The organism is Klebsiella sp. GG_Kp146, from assembly GCF_040061975.1.
GTDB classification, from domain to species: domain Bacteria; phylum Pseudomonadota; class Gammaproteobacteria; order Enterobacterales; family Enterobacteriaceae; genus Klebsiella; species Klebsiella quasipneumoniae.
On the sequence record NZ_JBEAHA010000009.1, the window covers coordinates 140,906 to 161,657 of the forward strand.

Sequence of the window (20,752 nt, forward strand, 5' to 3'; positions counted from 1 at the left end):
AACTGCTGAATTGCATCCTTCTGTTGCGTTTGCCGCAAATGCCACTGTTCGCTCCCGGAATGGCAAATATCTTTTACCGGTTGAAAAAATGGTCTCAGAATCGTCCCTAATTCATAGAAGTCCCCAACGAGAGATCCTTTTTCGGCCTGTTACAGGACAACTGCGATCTATTCTTCGATGTATGGGCCTTGTTCATGGTGATGTGCATCTCTACGAGATGACTCATAGCCCGAAACATCAGTTTAGAGTGGTATTGTGTTCAGAAAGAAGGCCAACCCGATAATTCAAAATGATAACCCCTTCATTCGCACGCACCCAGAATGAATATGTATTCACATAAAATGAATCAATAATCACTTTTTTGTGCATTTTTCCTCATGCACTATAACCCACGATTTTCAAAAAAAAGTGCATGAGCACCCAGAGAAGCCCAACAAACACTGAACATTTTTAGAATCACGAATTAAGAAATATGCGAGCTCCAGCACACTTTAAGTTGAAACCGGTTGCAGGATAAATGCTTAAAAGCGATTCTTGAAACCGGTTGCAAGAATTCTCAAAACTCAGGACTGCACAATGGCAAAAATTAGAGACTATTCAAAACTTGCTAGCGATATACTTAGCGAGATAGGCGGAGAGGAAAATCTGGTCAGCTATTCCCGCTGCGCGACTAGACTTAGACTCGTTTTGAAAGATACACCTGTAAACGCAGTTGAAAACATCAAACAACTGCCAGGTGTCATTACTGTTGTCCTAAGTGGTGGACAGTTCCAGGTTGTGATTGGTACACATGTGTCCGATGTATACGAAGCGCTTGCTGGTCATATTGACCCGACAAAAATTCAAGATGGTGGAGAAAAGAAGCGAGTAATTGACAGTGTCATATCGGCAATGTCTTCTGTTTTTGCCCCAATAATCTACATCCTCGCCTCTGCTGGTATTCTTCAGGGAATACTGATAACAGCGAAGTTTTTCATTCCCACATTTCAGGATACTGGGGCCTTTAGTGTTCTTAACTTTATTTCATGGACACCTTTTGCATTCCTCCCTGTCTTCATCGCTGTGACGGCATCAAAGTATTACAAATGTAATATGTTTATCGCACTGTTATGCTGTTGTGCTTTAATTAACCCTGACTGGGCAGTTATAGCAGCCAAGATAGCAAAAGGAGATCTGGTCACATTTATGTACCTGCCATTGGCTAAAACTGTCTACACATCTTCAGTTCTACCCCCACTTTTCCTGGTATGGGGATTGTCGTATGTCGAAAAATTTGTTGAGAAGATGCTTCCGCAAGTCGTGTCGGCTCTCTTTACGCCCCTAATCTGCGTTGTAATTATGGTTCCACTCACTCTTGTATTGATTGGACCTGTGACCTCAGGACTAGCAAACGGTATCGCTTTAAGCTATAACTGGATGTTTGACACTGCACCAGCACTGGCTGCTGCAGTAATTGGTGGACTATGGCAAGTGGTCGTTATTTTCGGTGTTCACTGGGGTATTACTCCCGTGGTTATGGCCAATTTCGATATGTATGGTCGCGACTCCTTCCAGGCTTTTCAAACGATTGCTGTTGTAGCACAGATGGCAGCCGCTTTAGCCTGCGCAGTAAAATCGAAGCGGAAAGAATTCAAAACCGTTGCTTATTCAGCTGGTCTCACAGGTGTCTTCGGGATTACTGAACCAGCTATCTATGGTGTTACTTTAAAACTAAAAAAACCATTCATTTATGGCTGTATAGGCGGGGCTATAGGAGCTGCTGTCACGAGTTTCTTCGGCAGCTATTATTATGCTTATGCTGGTCTGCCTGGTTTACTAACTATTGTGAACGCCATCAGCACTGAAAACCCGATGTCTTTTATCGGAGAATTGGCAGGTGTTGTAGTAGCTATTACTGTTACTTTCTTACTGGTATTTTTTGCAGGATTTAAAGAGCCTGAAGAAAAAACTGATCCACAATATGAATCAAATAAAACTGCACCCACTACAGCAAAAAATGCCTCAGAACTTACACTGAACAGTCCTATGACAGGTACGATTTTACCTCTTAAGGAGGTAAAAGATGAAAGTTTTTCTGGTGGACTCCTTGGTGATGGCATTGCATTTATACCATCTTCTGGAACAGTTATTTCTCCCTGCGATGCACAAGTCGCAACAACTGTAGATACCCATCACGCGGTCGGACTAATTTGTGATAACGGTGCAGAATTGTTAATTCATGTTGGGCTGGATACGGTTAAGTTGAATGGTCAGTTTTTTTCCACCGAGGTAAAACAAGGCGACATTGTCAAAGCTGGCACGCCTCTCATTTCATTTGATAAAGAGAAAATTCTGGCATCAGGCTATGACTTGACAACTCCTTTCCTTATTGTAAACAGCGATGACTATACTGTTAATAAATTAAAGGCAGAGGGGACGATTGACCAGGGAATGGCAGTTATGACGCTAGCCTGATAAAGTTACTTTCGTAATAAGGGTCGAGTGTGTAGTTACTCGCCCCTTAAAAAGAACAATAAAATTGATAGACTCTCATAGACATTCTTTAAACAATTACCCTTAATTATTATAAAAGGATCTACTGACATGCCTATTTATAAATTATATCGTTTTAGTCCGATTATGTTAGCAATGATATTCCCTTTTAATACATATGCAGTACCTCAAGCTAAGCCCTCTGAATTGCGGCTAGAGTTACAAAAACAGCCACTGCTCGTTGAAGATCTTAGCAATTTCTCAATGAGCTGGGTACTTAACAGCACACAGCGTAATGATGTACAGTCAGCGTACCGAATGGTGGTGTCTACTACTCCTGATTTCATCGATGCCAGTGGAAATCCTATAGCGAAGAAGTTGCTCTGGGATTCAGGAAAAATTGATACAAGTGATTCTTCTGGAGTTACTTACCGCGGGCCTCATTTATCTGCAGCTACTCGATACTATTGGGCTGTACAAACGTGGAACGAAAAAAATGAAGTAAGTCCGTTTTCTAGCATCAGCCATTTTGACACAGCACTAAAAGATAGCTGGCAAGCCCAGCCAATTTGGGTAAAACGTGATTACAAAAATAAAGCAGCTGAAGATAATTGGGCTTTTTTTCGCAAACAATTCAAGGTGAAAAATAAAGAAATAGATCGAGCAATAGTCTATGCTACAGGATCAGATCCTGTAGAATCTCGCCAGTATGTGTACAAACTCAATTTGAATGGTGAATTTGTCGGCCTAGGTCCTGTACGGGGGTTTGACGGTAAAACATTTTATAACGCATTTGACGTGACCAAAAACATAAAGACTGGACAGGATAATGCCGTTTCAGCCTCAGCATTCAGCTATGGCGATAATAAATCATTCATGGCCGAATTGCGAATTTATTACACCGACGGTGATGTACAGGTAATTGCTACCGATGAGTCATGGAAATCATTGGCAGGTAACTCAGCTTTCCCATATGCCGGAGACGTGCATGATGCAGAGGCAATATCATGGGTTGGTTTCAAATACCCGATCGAAAATATCAAAGCGAGTAACTATCCTTCAGGATTCCAGGAGATCAACTTTGACGATTCCAAATGGCAATCTTCTGCTATAAAAGCTCCATTCAATAAACTTATTGGATACCCTGCAGAAAATCTTAAAAAAGAAATCGTCGCACCAGTTAGTGTAACAAAAACAGCTAACGGACAGTTTTTACTTGATTATGGGTTGACTGTTGTGGGTGGTATGAGCCTGACAATTGATACCAAGAATGAAGGTGGACAAGTCGTTACCATTAAAGCAGGCGAAGTTCTGGATGATAAAAAAAATGTGAAGTGGCAGACAGCGGCATTGATTAATAATAAAGATGAATGGACACTTAAAAATGGGAATCAAACCATTGAGCACTTTGGATTTCGTGTATTCAGATATGCTCAAATTTCAGGCCTGCCTGACTTCGTCACAGAAGATAACCTACACAATTATCTAACAACATTTAGACTAAAATATCCATTTGATGAGAATGCAGCAGCATTCGATTCTTCGAATGACCAACTAAATAAAATATGGAAATTTTCACGAGACTCTATTGAATATCTAAATCACGATTTGTATGTCGACTCACCAAATCGAGAGAGAGCACCGTATGAAGCAGATACTTACATTCAACAACTAAGTAATTATGTTCTAGGAACTGATTATTCCCTTGCCAGATTCTCAGTAGACTGGTTAACGCATAACTCTACGTGGCCGATGGAGTGGAAGGTTTATAATATTCTTAACTCATGGAACGACTACTTCTATACGGGCGATCATAAACTGCTTGAAAATAATTTTGTGCTACTACAATCAAAAATCCCGACCAAGCTATTAGATGGTTTCAATCAAAAAACAGGATTAGTTACAGCTAATTACGGAGATGGTGGTCCGGGACCTGATCATGATATTGTCGACTGGCCGAAAAAGCTGAGAGATGGATATGAATTTTCAAACACACACAATGTTGCAAACGTATTTTTTTATGCGGGAACAAAGGCCCTGGCAAACATATCTGAAGTACTGAATAAAACAAATGAATTTCATAAGTATACAGATTTGTATAAAAAATCACGTGACGGAATTCAAAAGAACTTTTTTGATCCTCAACATGCTGCGTTTAAGGATAATATCAATGGTGAATTTCATATCTCCAGTCAGGCCAATTCATTCGTAACCACCTTTGGTGCAGCCTCACCGGAACAGTCGCAACAAGCAGCAAAATACCTTGCAGATCAGCGTATGCTCAAAGGAAGTGTTTATAGCTCGCTGTTTGCGCTGACAACAATGGCCGAGCATGGACAAGCAGAGGAAGCTGTAAACCAAATTACCGGGATGAATACTGATGGGACACTACGTCAGAATAGTCATAACTGGCGACATATGATGGAGTTGGGTTCGGGATCGACAATGGAAGCATGGAATGAGTCAGATGACTTTACAGTAAGTCATTCTCATGCCTGGGGAACCTCACCCGCAATCGTCATACCAGAATCTCTGTTTGGAATCAAACCACTTAAACCAGCCTGGGCTGAATTTCAGGTAAAACCTGTGCCAGCAGGTTTGAAGTATGCATCTATTAGGGTTCCGACAGTTCGCGGTCCAATTAATGCATCTTATAAAGTAGATGAGAACAAATGGCAGATTAATATTAGCGTACCAGTAAACACTAGTGCTCATATATATGTGCCAGCTAAAAGCATTGATACTATCAAAGAAAGTGACATGGAAATTAAATACATTTCCGGCTTGAAAGTTATCAATGAAAAAGATGGGTACGTTGAGATATTAGCTGGCTCAGGGGATTATAAATTCACATCAATAATGTAATCACCTGAAATGTATTATTATGCGGTAGATAATAATCTACCGCAGCTCTTTATTACCTAACTTCATCAAGTTTGACAGGAGTACTGTAACTCATATAACAATTATCATTATTTATTTTATAATATTAACCTCCATACCTTTTCTATATACAAAATTAGGGAATGTATTTGTGGGGAGGAGGTTACTCATGCTCACGTTACACATGACAAACTTCAATGTGGCGAAGACTCTTTACTTCTGGATAGTCTATGTCACAATAAATAAGATGAATCCACTATGAATATGCATAAAGTATCCTCTTTGAAATTGGCTATTATTTTTTCGTTATATCCACTTTCTGTTTTAGCACAGGACAATATCACTATAAGTCAACAGCAACTTGAGCAGTTAATATCGCAAGCTGTTGATAAAGCTTTAGCCGAACGCAATTTAAGAAAACAAGAAACTGTAGCACAGCCGACTCAAACGGCTTCGAATGTGCAAGTACCGTCTACTGGAGATTCAACTGTTACAAAAAAAGTTTCTCCGGAAATGGAAATTCCCTACGGATTTAAATTTTCAGTATACGCACGGTATGGGGCTCATTATCAGGGAGGTGATCAAAAATACGTCACCGTAGATGGGTCTTATAACGGGTCACAGGGAATAGGTCGTTTAGGTAACCAGGGTTATGGTGGTGAATATTCATTAATTAAAACATTTAAAGGTGAAAACGGCGCAATCTGGGATACTAATGTGATGATTGAGCACTGGAGTGATGAGCTTAATCTAAAAAAAGCATATGTAGGTGTGACAAATCTCTTTGAATCTCAGCCTGATTCTTATCTTTGGGCTGGTAGAGATTTCCATCAAAGACCTTCGCAGGAAATTAACGACTACATGTGGATGAACCATGATGGACAAGGTGCGGGGATCAAAAAGCTCAATATAAATGGAGTTCTTTTTGATGTCGCGGCTGTAGCTGCTGTAGAGACATGTGATCCTAAAGTGTTAGAGGATGGTGAAAATCCTTCACGTTTATCATGCACAGGGGGAGCTGGCACAGGAGATAGTGGTAATTATGCCGTGACATCAAAAATACATGGAATGAAATTGGGTAATCTAGATGTCGCTGCTTATGCAAACTATGGCTTTGACTCAAAAGCTATAGATAGTGATGAACGAAAAAAAGCCTGGCAAGGAGCATTGGTGCTTAGTCATACTACTGATAATACCATGAACCAACTAATAACACGCTACTCTGATAATGCCGACAATAGCGTTTATTATAAAACCAATGGTTTGCGTTCCACATATATCAGTTTCGACGGTATGTATACCTACAACTCACACGCCATGGTCAGATATCTTATGGCTTATCAGGATTATGACGACAGCAAAAATCCTGGAGATAGCCGTAAAAACTATGCTGCTATTTTGCGTCCAATGTACTATTGGAATGATATACATTCTACATGGCTTGAAGCTGGCTGGCAGCAAGTAAGATATGATGAAGGTGGTACCAACAAGGGCTGGAAACTTACACTTTCTCAAAATATATCAATTGCAATGGGACCTGACTTCAGACCAATGCTTCGCTTCTATGTTACCGGCGGACAGGTGGATAACCAACATACTGCCCTAATAGATGATACGAAGGATACCCGCTTAGATTCGCTTAACGCCGGTGCTATGTGGGAAGTCTGGTTCTAATATACAATGTTTCATTGTGATAACTTTTCGTCTGTTTTCATACATAAATAAGTTTGATAGCATTCCCTACAGCGGGCATGTATTTAATTGCTTACTAAAATTATGAAAACAGACTTTTCCCAACTGAAAAACATTTCATTTAAAATGAATCACACTTTTTTTGTAAACAGTAAAGATATTCCCTTGAATGCGATTAATTATTATCTACTCTTAAGTTAAAGCCAAATTTAAACACAGAGTTAAAAAAATAGTTTATTAGCTATTGATTATTCGCTTGTAAAACATTAAATTATAACGTGGATGGTCATGTATATCTTTTTGGTAAAGATTGATTCAACGATGTGAGGATGTAATGATTACAATGCTTGATGTTGCAAAAAGCGCGGGGGTGTCCAAAGCAACAGTGTCCCGGGTTTTGAACGGAAAAAATGTTGTCAGAAAAGAAATTAAAGATAAGGTTTATAAGGCAATAGAAGACACAGGTTATCGACCAAATCTCCTTGCCCAACAGATGGCGACTAAAAAAACGAGTATGATAGGCCTGGTTATCACAAATGAAGTCTACGACGGCCCCTATTTTTCTACGCTGGTATATAACGCAGCCAAACATTGTGAAAACCATGATCACCGTCTCATTTTTGCTGATGGAAAACATAGTGCTGAAGAAGAAATCAATGCTATTGATTTTTTGGTCGGCATGAAATGCGCAGGCATTATGGTCTACACAAAATACTTATCAGCCCGTGAACTAGAAAAAATAGTTAGCTCAAGCCCTGTACCTATCGTTGCCTTAAACCAGAAACTTCAAAATAAAAATGCAAAATCTGTTTATATCGACCATTATAGTGGTTGCCTCAAAATGATGGATTTCTTACATAGTATGGGACATACAAAAATTGCATATATCTCCGGTAAGAAAAAATCACGCAGTAACTATGCTCGTCAAAAAGCATATCGGGAAAAAATGCGCGAATTTAGTCATACACTCCCTGATAATATGATAGTTCATGGTACATGGAGTATGCAAAGCGGCTATGAAGCCACTATAGAGTTGATAAAAAAACAAACAGACTTTACAGCTATACTTGCTGGTAATGACGACATGGCGCTCGGTGCAATTAAAGCCTTAAAGGAAATGGGCAAGTCTGTACCCGAAGATATTTCCGTGACTGGCTTCGATAATTCTAAAGTCGGTGACTTTTTCTCCCCGGCCCTCACAACACTGGAAGTACCGATTGACGAAATGTTTAAATGCGCAGTCAACTCAATATTGAACATCCAAAACCAATATAACAGCTCTCCTTTAGCAGGAAAATTAGTTATTCGAGATTCAGTTAAGAACATAAAATAATAACTATTACTATATTGAATTTCCATCATATAACATATTTTAAGCTGATGTCATCCCATTAACTGATTGATAATTGGACCGGGGATCTAGTCTTCCCTGGTATTATCCTCGAGACATTAAAATCTCCATCTCGCATACTTACCATAATTTATTGCTTCAGCTTCAATATATATTATTTGACGAAAGCACTCTCTTCATCTTTACAACACCATACCATGTAGCATTTACAGATTTCTATGCCAACCTTTGCAATTCATATTTATTATTCACTGAAAATTAATTTTATTACTCATAGTTAAAAGTTTCTAATAGATGAGAGCCGAGCATTACTCTAACGGTTATCATCTAGGTTCACTTCCCTCCATTTTGTAGGAGAAATACCGTGCACCTTCTTAAATGCCTTAGAAAATTGCAACTGGTTTTCATAGCCTACGGAAATACTCACGACTTTAATCGCAGTTTGACTGTTTTTCAGTAGACTTACTGCGATACTCATACGAAAATTAAGCAAATATTCCTTAGGTCCCATACCGTACGCACTTTTGAATAATCGGCAAAGGTAACTACGGTTGATATTGCAATAGGCGGCCAGGCCATCAACTGTTAGATGCTCGTGATAGCGATTTTCAATTCTTTTGACTGCCTTTTGAAGATGCCGGGTTTTGTCATCATGAAGGGAAGCCTTTTCGCCATGCGTATTGCTGATTAATGAAGAAAAAAAGAGATAGCATAATCCCTGTACCTTTAGTGGGTGCTCATCGCCATGTTCGATAATTTGCTGCAAATAGCAATTGGGGCTGGAATTGTCTTTATTCAGACAGGGCCGATAAACAGGAAATTGCCGACTAAGATGACACTCCTCGAAAATTCTGGCAGCAATCAGCCCATCTACCTCAAGCCACATATAATGCCACGGATCCTTATTATCAGCGCAGTAGGTTGTTACCTCATGGGGATGGATCAGAAACCCCTCCCCGCCGACGACATGAAAAGCACCAAAATCATTGAAAAACGTGCCGGTACCACTTATCACATAATGAAATAGGTAATGCTGGCGCACAGCGGGGCCATAGCTGTGTCCCTTATGACAAATCTCCTCACCGTATTGATACAAATTCAGTTCGATATTGTCGGTATGATTAAGTGTAAAAGTCTTGTGCATCAATCACTCCCTACCTTTTTACACCACGTTATCAGAGATCTTCGCAGAAAACTCACCTAGTTTCAGTCAGATTCTGAGCTGGCTCACACTTTTATGGCAACATCATTTTTCGCCATACCAATATCACATTTGACCATATTACCTCGCCACATCACCGCGTACATTCTCCCTATCAAAAACAGCAGGAACGGAGAATTACCATGATAAAAGTAACTTTTATGGGCGCGGGCAGCACCATTTTCGCCAGAAACGTGCTCGGAGACATAATGGCAACGCCGGCGTTGAAAGAAGTTGAAATTGCTTTATACGATATCGATGGCGCACGCCTCAATGAATCACTCGCCATGCTGAATAATATCAACCGCAATACCAATGCAGGCAGGGCTAAGATTGTCCCCTACCTTGGCGTTGAGAACCGCCGCGCGGCGTTGAAAAACGCCAGTTACGTGGTAAATGCCATTCAGGTTGGTGGCTACGATCCGTGCACCATCACTGATTTCACGATCGCGAAAAAGTATGGTCTTCAACAAACTATTGCAGATACCCTGGGCATTGGTGGTATCTTCCGCGCACTGCGTACCATACCGGTGCTATTCGATTTCGCACAGGATATTGAAGCAGTATGCCCGGATGCCTGGCTGCTGAACTACACCAATCCGATGGCCACAATAACTGGTGCAATGCTGCGTCATACGGAAGTGAAAACGGTAGGATTATGCCACAGCGTTCAGGTGTGTGCTGAAACGCTGTTGAAAAGCGTGGATATGTCAACCGACGACGTGCAATTTCATATCGCGGGTATTAACCACATGGCCTGGCTGCTGGACATTCGTCGTCACGGTGAAGATTTATATCCTGAAATCAAACGCCGGGCCAGTGCCCTGCAGGGCAAGCATGATGATATGGTCCGCCATGAAATTATGAAAACTTTCGGCTATTACGTCACCGAATCGTCTGAGCACAACGCCGAATACATGCCTTACTGGATCAAACGCAACTACCCGGAGCTGATTGAACGATTCAATATACCGCTGGATGAATATCCGCGCCGGTGTATTGAGCAGATTGACCAATGGCAGCAGCAGAAAGTGACGCTGACCGATGACACCAGCCTGACTCACAACCGTACCCATGAGTACGCGTCCTACATCATCGAAGCGATGGAAACCGATCGGCCTTACAAAATTGGCGGTAACGTGCTCAACACCGGCTTGATCGCCAACTTACCTTCCCAAGCCTGCGTCGAAGTCCCTTGTCTGGTCGATGGCCAGGGCGTAACGCCTTGCTACGTCGGCAATTTGCCGGAGCAGCTGGCAGCGCTGAACCGTACCAACATTAATACTCAGCTGTTGACCATCGAAGCGGCGGTGACGCGCAAACGAGAAGCCATATACCATGCCGCTCTGCTCGACCCGCATACTTCCGCAGAGCTGTCGATCGATGACATCCGCAAGCTATGTGACGAGCTTATTGAAGCACACGGCAGCTGGCTTCCAGCCTACCATTAGTCGTCCTGCTGACCTGATACCTCCTTATAACTCACAAGGCGCGGAATATTCCGCGCCGTTACCAATAGGATGTTGATCAATGTATTACTTGAAGAACAGGAATTTTTGGATTTTCGGGGCGTTCTGTTTTTTCTACTTCTTTATTATGGGGGCAGTACTACCTTTTTTTCCTATATGGTTGCATGACGTCAATTTTCTAGATCAGCAACAAACCGGTCTGGTTTTTGCCAGCATGGCACTATTCGCCTTGGTATTTCAGCCTATTTTCGGCTTTGTAACAGACAAATTTGGCCTGAAGAAACATCTGCTGTGGATAATTATCTTTCTGCTGTTTTTTCTGGCTCCCCTGTTTATCTATGTGTTCTCACCACTGCTGAAAAGTCATTTTTATCTGGGAGCTCTCTTGTGTGGTATATATCTTGGACTGGTCTGCAGCGGTGGCTCGCCAGCAATAGAGGCCTATATTGAGAAAGTGAGCCGCCGCAGCCGGTTTGAGTATGGCCGCGCTCGCCTGTTTGGCTGTATCGGCTGGGCAATTTGTGCCTCCATTGTCGGCTATATGTTTACCATTAATAATCAGTTCGCCTTCTGGATGGCGTCGAGCTTCTCGCTGATTTTGGCCGGTTTGCTGTATCTGTTTAAGCCGGAACAAAACGCGACTCTAGCTGTGGCAGATGGCCTGGCACTGAATCAAAAACCCGTTAAGCTGAAAGCAGCGTTGGGGTTGTTAACAATGCGTAAATTCTGGTACCTGGTGATGTATATCGTCGGGGTTGCATGCGTCTATGACGTTTTCGATCAGCAATTCGCAAACTTCTTCACCTCTTTTTTCCGTGACCGACATACCGGTACTCAGGCATTTGGATATGTCACTACATTAGGTGAATTTCTTAACGCTTTTATTATGTTTTTTGCACCACTAATAATTAATCGAATTGGCGGAAAAAATGCTCTACTGATCGCCGGATTGATTATGTCGACACGAATCATTGGTTCTTCTCTTGCAGACTCTGTCACGGAAGTAATAATCCTGAAGACACTGCATATGTTCGAGGTTCCGTTCCTTCTTGTAGGTATTTTTAAATATATAACTACCCAGTTCAATGTTAATCTCTCTGCTTCGATTTATCTGTGGGGCTTTTGCTTTTTTAAGCAACTGTCAGCCATCGGAATGTCCTATGCTGCAGGAATGATGTACGTCAATTACGGTTTCAAAACCTCCTATATGATCCTTGGCTGTATAGCATTACTTTTTACATTCATATTAGCCTTTGCTCTGAGCGGAAACGTTGGCTTGATTAAAGGGAATATTCATGAAGACTTACCCACATCAAAATATAATACTGGAATGGATTAAGTTCATTCTAAATAAATTATATTAACAATAAAGAGTATTGATTCGTGTTGCTCCTGGGGCATCAATGACCTCAGGTACACAACAGCAGGCTGGATATCCGAGGAGCAAGTTACTAAGTGACTCATCACCTTCTGGATTAATACGCACCAGTGAACACTAGTGGTAGCAGTTTGTTATGTCCCATTAGTTTGTCCTCGCTCATGGGACAGCATCCACCATAGATTTTTTGCCCCAACTGGGCCTTTAACAACTTACCTTTTTAGTTAGTTGTAATTGATGTTAGCAGGCCGAAATGACAGGTATAAAACACAGAACAAAGAATATGGTCAAGGCTCTTGACTCCTCTCAGAATTAGATGCAATCATCAGCTAGTCTAAAAGGTTGATTGTCCATACCTCGGATATATCCCAGCTATAATCAGGAATAACCAGCGTCTTACACTAGCTATAAAAGATGACGATATCTTTTGGCTGTCTGAAGAGAAATTTATATTTACACTAAAGGCAAAGAGCTAAACAGACTGACTGTGGAGTGAAGTCGACTGAATGCTGGCTGTTCCAGAACAACCCAAATGGATATACACTATGTCGGTTCTGCTGCCAGGAAATTAAAAGACGAAGACAAGCGACTCTGAACATAATCCTTAACACTGCATACAACACACAGGACAAAATAGCCATTATTATTTCTGGAGACATCAGCATCACTCAGAGCTCTGTCTGACTTCATTCTGCAATCCGGTGATAAACAATTCTCATTTACGCATTTATTAACTTTTGCGAACATAAGCTTTCTTCTGATACCCCCATTACGACAATCCATCGCTATTTAGATTTCGTATCCATGTTCATCACGGTTGCAGTTTTTATCTTGCAAATATTTTTTAGCTGCAACCAGGAAGCGGCCAGAAAGTTCATCTCCGGCAGTTGCACGTGCAAGCATTAATGCACCTGCCAGCACAGCCATTTGAACCAAATGATAGTCGGGAAGTGAATTATCCGATGGTTCTCCCTGCAGTGAGGCGATGTATGCAGCCATCATTTTAACACCGCGTGTATAAACTTCCCGGACCGATTTGTCCTGAGGTTTGCGCAACACGTCTGATGCAAGAGCAGAAACTGTACACCCGTTACCGATGTTATCTCTGTGTTCTTCTGAAAGATAGTAGTCAACGAGCTCGTCAAACGTCGCTATACCACTTGTTGAGAAAAGAGCCTGAGTGTCATCAAATGCCCGTTGGCAGGCGTGGGCCTCGAGCTCATCTTTAGAGCTAAAATGGCCATAAAACCCACCATGTGTAAGGCCAACTGCAGCCATTATGTCACTTACGCTGACGCCATCAAGACCTCGTTCACGGAAAAGCTCTGCTGACGCATTGATAATACTTTCCCTGTTGCGCTCCATCTGTTCTTTTGATACTCGTCCCATTAATCCTCCATACTGAGTGAACTTATCCGGCCACAGAAAAAGTGTCCGGTATAACCGGTCATACTATCATTTAATACGCGCATTATCTCCACATGGACATATGGGGAGAGAATTATCAGCAACGGTCCCCTGTACTCTGTGAATAGTTCCCGCGATCTGATGCTGTGCCGTACCATAATCAACTGCATTAACAATCCCAAGTTAAGCAACCTGTTCGTCAGTAAAACTGGCATATGCGCCTCAATGACTTAACCATGCAATTACCACCTGAGTGGCGACTACGAAACTGTCACGCTCTGAACCAATACATTGACCGACCATCTCCTCGGATTACTCCAACTGGTATGTGTCTGCTGTATCAATAAAATTGCCGTCCGCACGGGCGTACTCATCTGATACTGCTTGAAGTTCCTCTTTCTCCCAGCCGTAACCTCTGCCGATTCCTAAGTTACCACTGCCCAGCGCGAGTACAGAAACATGTAAACCGCTATTTCAGCCAACCGTTGTGTAATGCATCCTGTGCCATCTCAAGATAAATTATGATTGACATCTATTATACATGTCATGCATCATCTATAAAAGACATTAACTAAATAACACTCAAAAAAAGAGGAAATGAAATGGCTGGAAACATGTCAGTCCTGATAACCGGAGCATCAACGGGCATTGGTGCCGTTTACGCGGATCGTTTTGCGCAGCGCGGCCATGATCTTGTTCTCGTGGCCCGAGATGCTGGCCGACTAAGCAAACTGGCTGAAACGCTTGAGGCACAGTACGGCATTCAGGTAGAAGTGCTGCCAACAGACCTCACCGACTCATCTGCTCTGGAGGCACTGGCACACCGACTCAGCAATGACAATAGTATCGGTGTGCTGGTGAACAACGCTGGTATGAATATCCCGGGAGCATTTATTGCGCAGGACATCGCTGACGTTAACCACCTCATATCAGTTAATCTCAATGCTGTAGTAACGCTGGCACATGCTGCGGCCGGTCGGTTTGCTGCTGAGGGTCGGGGCGACATCATTAACCTAGCATCCGTGGTCGGACTTGCTCCGGAATTCGGGATGGCTATCTACGGTGCATCCAAGGCATTTGTACTGTATCTCTCACAGGCACTGAGCTTTGAACTTGGTCCACGTGGCGTCTACGTACAGGCTGTCCTGCCGGCCGCAACACGCACTGAAATTTGGGAACGTTCAGGCGTTGATGTGAACTCACTGAGCGGTGTGATGGATGCCGGTGACATGGTGGATGCGGCCCTGGTCGGCTATGACTCCCGCGAACCTGTCACCATTCCGCCACTGCACAATGAAGATCAGTGGATCCTGTACGAACAGGCACGCAAGACAATGCTGACAGAGTTTCAGCAGGAACACCCGGCCCCGCGCTACCGAAATAAAACAGATGAATAAAATCTGCGTATGACAGGCTTATGAGCCACAGGGACGCTAATCTTACAAAATAACTCTTAATAGGCGATAACCAATGTCCGAGAATGTTCTGTTTTCCCCATTTACCCTGAAAGGGCTGACGCTCCCCAATCGCATCGTAATGGCCCCGATGACCCGAGGCATGGCACCAGCAGGTATTCCGGGGCAACCTAACGCCGAATACTATCGACGTCGGGCGGAAGGTGAAGTCGGCCTCATCCTGACCGAAGGTACTGTCGTAAATCGACCCGCTTCTCGCAGTCTTCCCGGAATCCCTTTCTTTCATGGCGAGCAAGCGCTGGCAGGCTGGAAAAATGTAGTCGATGGCGTGCATGAAGCAGGTGGCCGTATCGGCCCTCAAATCTGGCACACCGGCTCAACACGCGGCGGAGAATGGGAACCAGATGCACCGGTTGAAAGCCCTTCCGGACTGATCGGTCCTGGCGATGCCCGTGGCATCGTCATGTCGGAAGAAGATATTGCTGATACGATCGCTGCCTTTGCCAACGCAGCAGCGGACGCGAAGCGTTTGGGCTTTGACGTTGTGGAACTTCACGGCGCGCACGGCTACCTTATTGACCAATTTTTCTGGCAGGGAACCAACCAACGTACGGATGCCTTTGGAGGAAAAACAATCGCGGAACGATCAAGTTTTGCTGCCGAGATTGTCCGCGCAATACGCGCGTTGGTAGGCCCTGACTTTCCGCTTATTCTCCGCGTCAGTCAGTGGAAGCAGCAGGACTTTAGCGCTCGCCTGGCGGAAACTCCGCAGGAAATGACAGAGTGGCTGGGGCCGCTTGTTGAGGCTGGTGTGGACATCCTGCACTGCTCGCAGCGCCGCTTCTGGGAACCGGAGTTTCCTGAAGTGGACGGTAGCGAGGGACTCAACTTCGCTGGCTGGGCGAAAAAGCTAACCGGTGCGGCCACCATAAGCGTGGGGTCGGTAGGGCTTTCTGAAGATTTCTTTGGCGCTTTCGGCGGTCAGGGATCAGGTACGGCAGTACTGGATAACCTTCATACCCGGATGGAGCGAAGAGAGTTTGATCTGATTGCAGTTGGCCGCGCGCTACTCACTGATCCGCACTGGGTCCGAAAAGTTCGCACTGGCCACACAAAAGAATTGCGCGGCTTCCGCGCCGAAGATCTCGCGGGACTGAATTAATCAGGTTCTCTCACAGATAAAAAACATGATACATGCCAGTTCAGGCTAGTATTTTAGAGTGGAATCCATGAGAAATTATAGAAAAAACAATCCAGTAGCGCTGGTTACCGGTGCATCTTCTGGCATCGGACTAGCTGTGGCCGAAAGGTTGACCGACGCCGGATATCGGGTCTATGGAACCAGTCGCCGGCCGGAGAACGCGGGCAAGTTCCGCTTCAGCATGCTGACTCTGGACGTAACCAGTTCGGTATCAGCTGACGCGATAGTCAGCGAGCTTATTGCCCGCGAGGGGAGTATTGATCTGCTGGTAAACAACGCCGGTTTTGGTTTGGAACCTGCTGCTGCCGAGGAAAGTTCTATATCTCAGGTTCAGGCTCTGTTTGACACCAACTTCATGGGGGTTGTACGAATGACCCGGGCGGTGCTGCCACATATGCGGGCCCACGGAAAGGGCCGCATCATTAACATCGGCTCTGTGCTGGGCCTGGTGCCGATGCCTTACATGGCATTCTATGCAGCGAGTAAGCACGCAGTAGAAGCTTATACAGAGGCGCTCGACCATGAGATCCGTACGGCTAATATCCGCGCGTCTGTGATTGAACCCGCTTACATCCGCACTCAGTTTGAAGCAAACAATGTGCCGCCGGACGAACCGTTAGATGTATATAAGGCTCTACGTAAAACCCTGAAACGTGCCGTAAGTGACGCTATGAAAACCGCCGACGAACCAGATGTCGTGGCGAAAGTAGTTGTAAATGCCGCACAGGACACCAAGCCCCGGTTGCGCTATACGGCTGGAAAAACGGCAACAAAACTGGCATTTATGCGCCGCTTCATGCCTGCAGCCCTGCTAGATGCTGGAATTCGCAAAAGTTTAGGATTATGACGGGATCTTAACTATAAACGCCATAGCAGATAAAAATGGTAACAGACATCATTAACCTGATGTATACGTTCTGAAAAGCCTGCCAACCTCAGGAAAAAAAAATGAAAGCACTTGTACTAAAAAGTTATGGCAAACGAGCCAATCTGGATTTTGAAACTATAGCCCGCCCGGTGATTAAAGAGAACGAAATCCTGGTAAAGATTCATGCCGTTGGCCTTAATCCCATTGACTATATGATCCCTGAGGGGACGTTTAAACCGGTTTTACATTTTACATTACCTGCCGTCATGGGCAGCGATCTAGCTGGAACCGTAGTGCAAACCGGTAGTAAAGTCACGCGGTTTCGCAACGGAGATGCCGTTTACGCAAGTCTGTTCGATATGAATAAAGGTTCACTGGCAGAATATGCCGCTGTGCCGGAAAGTGCTGCTGCATTAAAACCTAAGTCATTAAGTTTTACCGACGCAGCGTCACTGCCTATGGTGTCCCTGACCGCCTGGCAGGCGTTTGAACGAGCTGGCGTAAGTGAAGGTCAGAGAGTGTTTATTCCTGCGGGTTCAGGCGGTATCGGTACCTTTGCTATCCAACTGGCAAGATACCTGGGAGCTTCAGTTGCCACCACTACCAGTGCCGGTAATGTTGACCTTGTCAGATCGCTGGGGGCTCAGCAGGTAATTGACTATAAAACACAACACTTTGAAACGATTCTCAAAGACTATGACATGGTGCTGGGAACCGTACGAGGTGACAGTGTCGAAAAATCGGTTGAAATACTCAGACCAGGAGGCCAGATTGTTTCACTTATCGGTCCACTGGACAGCGAATTTGCTCGTGAGAGAAACATGAATCCTATAATGAAGGCCCTGTTCTGGCTAATGAGTCGTAAAATTCATAAACTTTCCGCTCGTCGTGACGTCAAGTATACCTTTCACTTTGTTCACCCAGATGGAGGTAAGCTTGCTGCCATCTCAACACTGGTGGATGCCGGACATATAAGACCAGTCATTGATCGTGTTTTTACTTTCGATGAGACGCTCAGTGCTCTGTCATACCTTAAGGCTGGACATGCTAAAGGAAAAGTGGTTGTAGAACTACCTGTCAGCCCTTGAGTTTTATCTGGCACTTCCTACAACCTATTCATTTCATCAAATTGATAAATGAGTGCACTATTTAATACTACATACGCCTAACCGATAAAGAGGCTCTGTGAAAAATCCTAACTCTTCATTTCGTCGCTTGTCCGGTATCACGTCAGCACTTTTTTTTGTTCTTACACTGATCTGGATGTTTTTTCCTGAAAAAGCACTGACCGGCTGGGGCGTGGAATATAGCGAAGCTGCAGGCCTCGTTAGCCGACGAGCAGCAGCTATTTATGCCGGACTTTGTGTCATGTTCTGGCTGGTCAGGAGCTCCCCTCCCTCGCCAGCTCGATACGCAATGTCTTCGGGTCTCATCACAGCCTGCTTGATTATTGCCATTGATGGACTCATGGATTTTTATACAGGTCGGGCTAATTCGGGCATTTTGGTAGCGGTATTTATTGAGATAGCTCTGGCCATTAGCCATATAAAAATAGGCATATCATTCCGTCGTAAATAATTTTTTCGTTAGCGTAGGGAGATTATTGTTGGGAGTTTTTTCTCCCTACACAACTCTCCCATTGAGTCCTGACATTGAAAGTTTCCCAGGTTAAGACAAGGTAAATGGAAATAAGCATTTTGATCAAGGACAAATTGTCGATAACAGAAAACCGGGACAAAAATCACATGAAGTGAAACTGGTCATAGACAAATAAATAATATTCTTTCGTGAACACTGCCATCGGTGATATGACCTTATTTTACCCAAAGCATCATGGTAGCGAGAACAGCCCAGCGCTCACTCTCTTAAGAAAATATACTTGATACAAGCATAAAGTTACAGATCAGTCCTGAGAAAATATTCTACAAGAAGATGCAAGGGTTAAGAACAGACACCGTGCTCTATTCGTATAATGAGTGCAGTAACCATCGCTCTCCCCTCTTCTGAATCAAATAATTCAGCAGGGGTTTTCCAGTTTAATGCCCTGTTGGGTTCATTACACCATCTTAAGACGGTGACTGCATCACCTTCAAAAAGTGCTGTAGCATGCTGAAGCACATCATTTTTTGTCATTATGGTTAACACCAGATGACGTTTTGAGTGTCTCGATAAGGTTGACCCGCTCTTCATCTGTCATCTGAGATATGAGCAATGCAAGCTCCGCCGTCGTCTGGTCATCACAGAAAAAGTAGTTCAAAGGTACATTCAACTCCGCAGCCATCCGCCTGAGGGTATCTATATCCGGGACATGTCGTCCTTTCTCATAGTGGTTCATACGACTGCTGGCCGATGAAGGATCAAAACCAACAAGGATCCCCAGAGAACGCTGAGAAATTCCAGCCCTATTTCTGGCCTCCTTAAGCCGTTCTGGTATCGGATTTTTTTCTGACACTTGCTCATCTTCATCAACCCTTGATACTTAGATTGTCTAAGTATCTGTCATTGTTGTATACTTAGCAATCCTAAGTTTACAGCCTTATTTCACCCATGATGATGAATCGAGTAACCAACACTGAGTCGTATATATTTTCAGCAATTATTTATCTTGGTAGGAATAATTTCACCAGCAGCGATATAGCTAACGTACTGATTGAGCGTTTTTTATTACAAAAAACACTTTTTAAAGCAAAAGCATTTTCCTACAATCAACTGCAAATTCTCGTAAAACGAGGATTGTTAACGAAGAAAAGGCAGAAAGGAGTTTATCAACATTTATATTCTGTAACGCAGGCTTTCACAACAGCTATAGTTAATGTTGAATTAATTGATGAAGCATCAATTACTACAGTACAGACTACTACGTCAACCGAATGTAAAAATAATGAAAACATGAAACTAACATTGAAGCTCCTTATTCATAAATACACAGATGAGCTTGAAAAAATTTCTGGAGTTAAAGAGATTTATGACGAATTGAGTATTGAAGTCCCAGCCAGAAAAAAGGAGTTCCAAAAGTTATCTCTCGAGCAAGCAAAAAGACACATCAGGATAAATGAAAAAATAAATACACTTATAAAAATAATGGAAAAAACAGATAACTAGATAAACAAATATTGATAATGACTTTTAGTTTTAAATCCCTCTAATGAAGACAACTTACTCTCTCATTTAATTATAATACCTTAAGCCAAATGTAAGAGAAGATGAGTTTTCATTTTAATTGAAATTTTGTGGGCAGAAGCCATGATGGTTATGAACTAGCTTTATATATTTACTCAGGTGACCTCACGGACAGTACGCTTCTCTGGGTAGAAAATTATATAACGCCAGTTCAGAACCACGACGTTAACTGTCTCTTAACTATATTTATTGGGTATAATGAGAAATATGACTTAATACATACAGCGGAAATACC

The 20,752-nt window shown here is 43.2% G+C and carries 16 protein-coding genes; 12 read left to right on the forward strand and 4 right to left on the reverse strand.

The genetic code is table 11. The annotated features are described in order from the left end of the window. The first annotated feature begins 576 nt into the window (after positions 1 to 576). The 4 genes from ABLU95_RS11270 to ABLU95_RS11285 all read left to right on the forward strand — a co-directional run bounded on the left by ABLU95_RS11270 (position 577) and on the right by ABLU95_RS11285 (position 8,380). Positions 577 to 2,454, forward strand: coding sequence for a glucose PTS transporter subunit IIA (locus tag ABLU95_RS11270; RefSeq protein WP_348879575.1), 1,878 nt, complete (start codon positions 577 to 579; stop codon positions 2,452 to 2,454). A 129-nt stretch (positions 2,455 to 2,583) separates the two neighbouring features. Then, positions 2,584 to 5,337 (forward strand): family 78 glycoside hydrolase catalytic domain, encoded by a 2,754-nt coding sequence (locus ABLU95_RS11275; RefSeq protein ID WP_348879577.1) that lies wholly within the window; start codon positions 2,584 to 2,586, stop codon positions 5,335 to 5,337. A gap of 276 nt (positions 5,338 to 5,613) precedes the next feature. Further along, positions 5,614 to 7,029 (forward strand): carbohydrate porin, encoded by a 1,416-nt coding sequence (locus ABLU95_RS11280; protein WP_335272437.1) that lies wholly within the window; start codon positions 5,614 to 5,616, stop codon positions 7,027 to 7,029. A 352-nt stretch (positions 7,030 to 7,381) separates the two neighbouring features. Continuing rightward, on the forward strand, positions 7,382 to 8,380 hold the full coding sequence (locus ABLU95_RS11285; protein WP_335272436.1) for a LacI family DNA-binding transcriptional regulator: 999 nt from the start codon (positions 7,382 to 7,384) through the stop codon (positions 8,378 to 8,380). Positions 8,381 to 8,711: 331 nt separating this feature from the next. Here the strand turns inward: ABLU95_RS11285 and ABLU95_RS11290 are convergent, their stop codons facing one another. Next, on the reverse strand, positions 8,712 to 9,542 hold the full coding sequence (locus ABLU95_RS11290; protein ID WP_335272435.1) for an AraC family transcriptional regulator: 831 nt from the start codon (positions 9,540 to 9,542) through the stop codon (positions 8,712 to 8,714). 200 nt (positions 9,543 to 9,742) lie between these two features. On the opposite strand from ABLU95_RS11290, the gene ABLU95_RS11295 reads away from it, so the two are divergent. Together ABLU95_RS11295 and ABLU95_RS11300 are read left to right on the forward strand one after the other, a co-directional pair. Beyond that, entirely contained in the window at positions 9,743 to 11,050 is a 1,308-nt protein-coding gene (locus ABLU95_RS11295) for an alpha-glucosidase/alpha-galactosidase (RefSeq protein ID WP_335272434.1), read from the forward strand. Between the two features lie 79 nt (positions 11,051 to 11,129). Further along, a complete protein-coding gene (locus tag ABLU95_RS11300; protein WP_348879580.1) occupies positions 11,130 to 12,407 on the forward strand; it encodes an MFS transporter in 1,278 nt (425 codons plus the stop codon). Positions 12,408 to 13,235: 828 nt separating this feature from the next. Here the strand turns inward: ABLU95_RS11300 and ABLU95_RS11305 are convergent. Further along, the gene (locus ABLU95_RS11305) at positions 13,236 to 13,835 is read right to left on the reverse strand and encodes a TetR/AcrR family transcriptional regulator (RefSeq protein ID WP_335272432.1); all 600 of its coding nucleotides are present in this window, start codon (positions 13,833 to 13,835) and stop codon (positions 13,236 to 13,238) included. A 620-nt stretch (positions 13,836 to 14,455) separates the two neighbouring features. Between ABLU95_RS11305 and ABLU95_RS11310 the strand changes: the two genes are divergently transcribed. From ABLU95_RS11310 to ABLU95_RS11330, 5 genes are all read left to right on the forward strand, one after another. After that, positions 14,456 to 15,250 (forward strand): SDR family oxidoreductase, encoded by a 795-nt coding sequence (locus ABLU95_RS11310; protein ID WP_335272431.1) that lies wholly within the window; start codon positions 14,456 to 14,458, stop codon positions 15,248 to 15,250. A gap of 73 nt (positions 15,251 to 15,323) precedes the next feature. After that, entirely contained in the window at positions 15,324 to 16,430 is a 1,107-nt protein-coding gene (locus tag ABLU95_RS11315; protein ID WP_335272430.1) for an NADH:flavin oxidoreductase, read from the forward strand. Positions 16,431 to 16,497: 67 nt separating this feature from the next. Further along, positions 16,498 to 17,316, forward strand: a complete 819-nt coding sequence (locus tag ABLU95_RS11320) for an oxidoreductase (protein WP_335272429.1) — start codon at positions 16,498 to 16,500, stop codon at positions 17,314 to 17,316. 101 nt (positions 17,317 to 17,417) lie between these two features. Beyond that, entirely contained in the window at positions 17,418 to 18,425 is a 1,008-nt protein-coding gene (locus ABLU95_RS11325; RefSeq protein ID WP_335272428.1) for an NADP-dependent oxidoreductase, read from the forward strand. Between the two features lie 97 nt (positions 18,426 to 18,522). Further along, entirely contained in the window at positions 18,523 to 18,915 is a 393-nt protein-coding gene (locus ABLU95_RS11330; RefSeq protein ID WP_335272427.1) for a hypothetical protein, read from the forward strand. Between the two features lie 363 nt (positions 18,916 to 19,278). On the opposite strand, the gene ABLU95_RS11335 is transcribed toward ABLU95_RS11330, so the two are convergent. Then, positions 19,279 to 19,527 carry an MbcA/ParS/Xre antitoxin family protein gene (locus ABLU95_RS11335; protein ID WP_348879583.1) on the reverse strand — a complete coding sequence of 83 codons (249 nt, stop codon included), beginning with the start codon at positions 19,525 to 19,527 and terminating at the stop codon, positions 19,279 to 19,281. Next, entirely contained in the window at positions 19,457 to 19,789 is a 333-nt protein-coding gene (locus tag ABLU95_RS11340) for a helix-turn-helix transcriptional regulator (protein ID WP_335272425.1), read from the reverse strand. Before ABLU95_RS11340 ends, ABLU95_RS11335 begins: the two co-directional genes overlap by 71 nt. A gap of 98 nt (positions 19,790 to 19,887) precedes the next feature. Between ABLU95_RS11340 and ABLU95_RS11345 the strand changes: the two genes are divergently transcribed. Next, positions 19,888 to 20,439 carry a hypothetical protein gene (locus ABLU95_RS11345; protein ID WP_348879590.1) on the forward strand — a complete coding sequence of 184 codons (552 nt, stop codon included), beginning with the start codon at positions 19,888 to 19,890 and terminating at the stop codon, positions 20,437 to 20,439. The last annotated feature ends 313 nt before the right edge of the window (positions 20,440 to 20,752 follow it).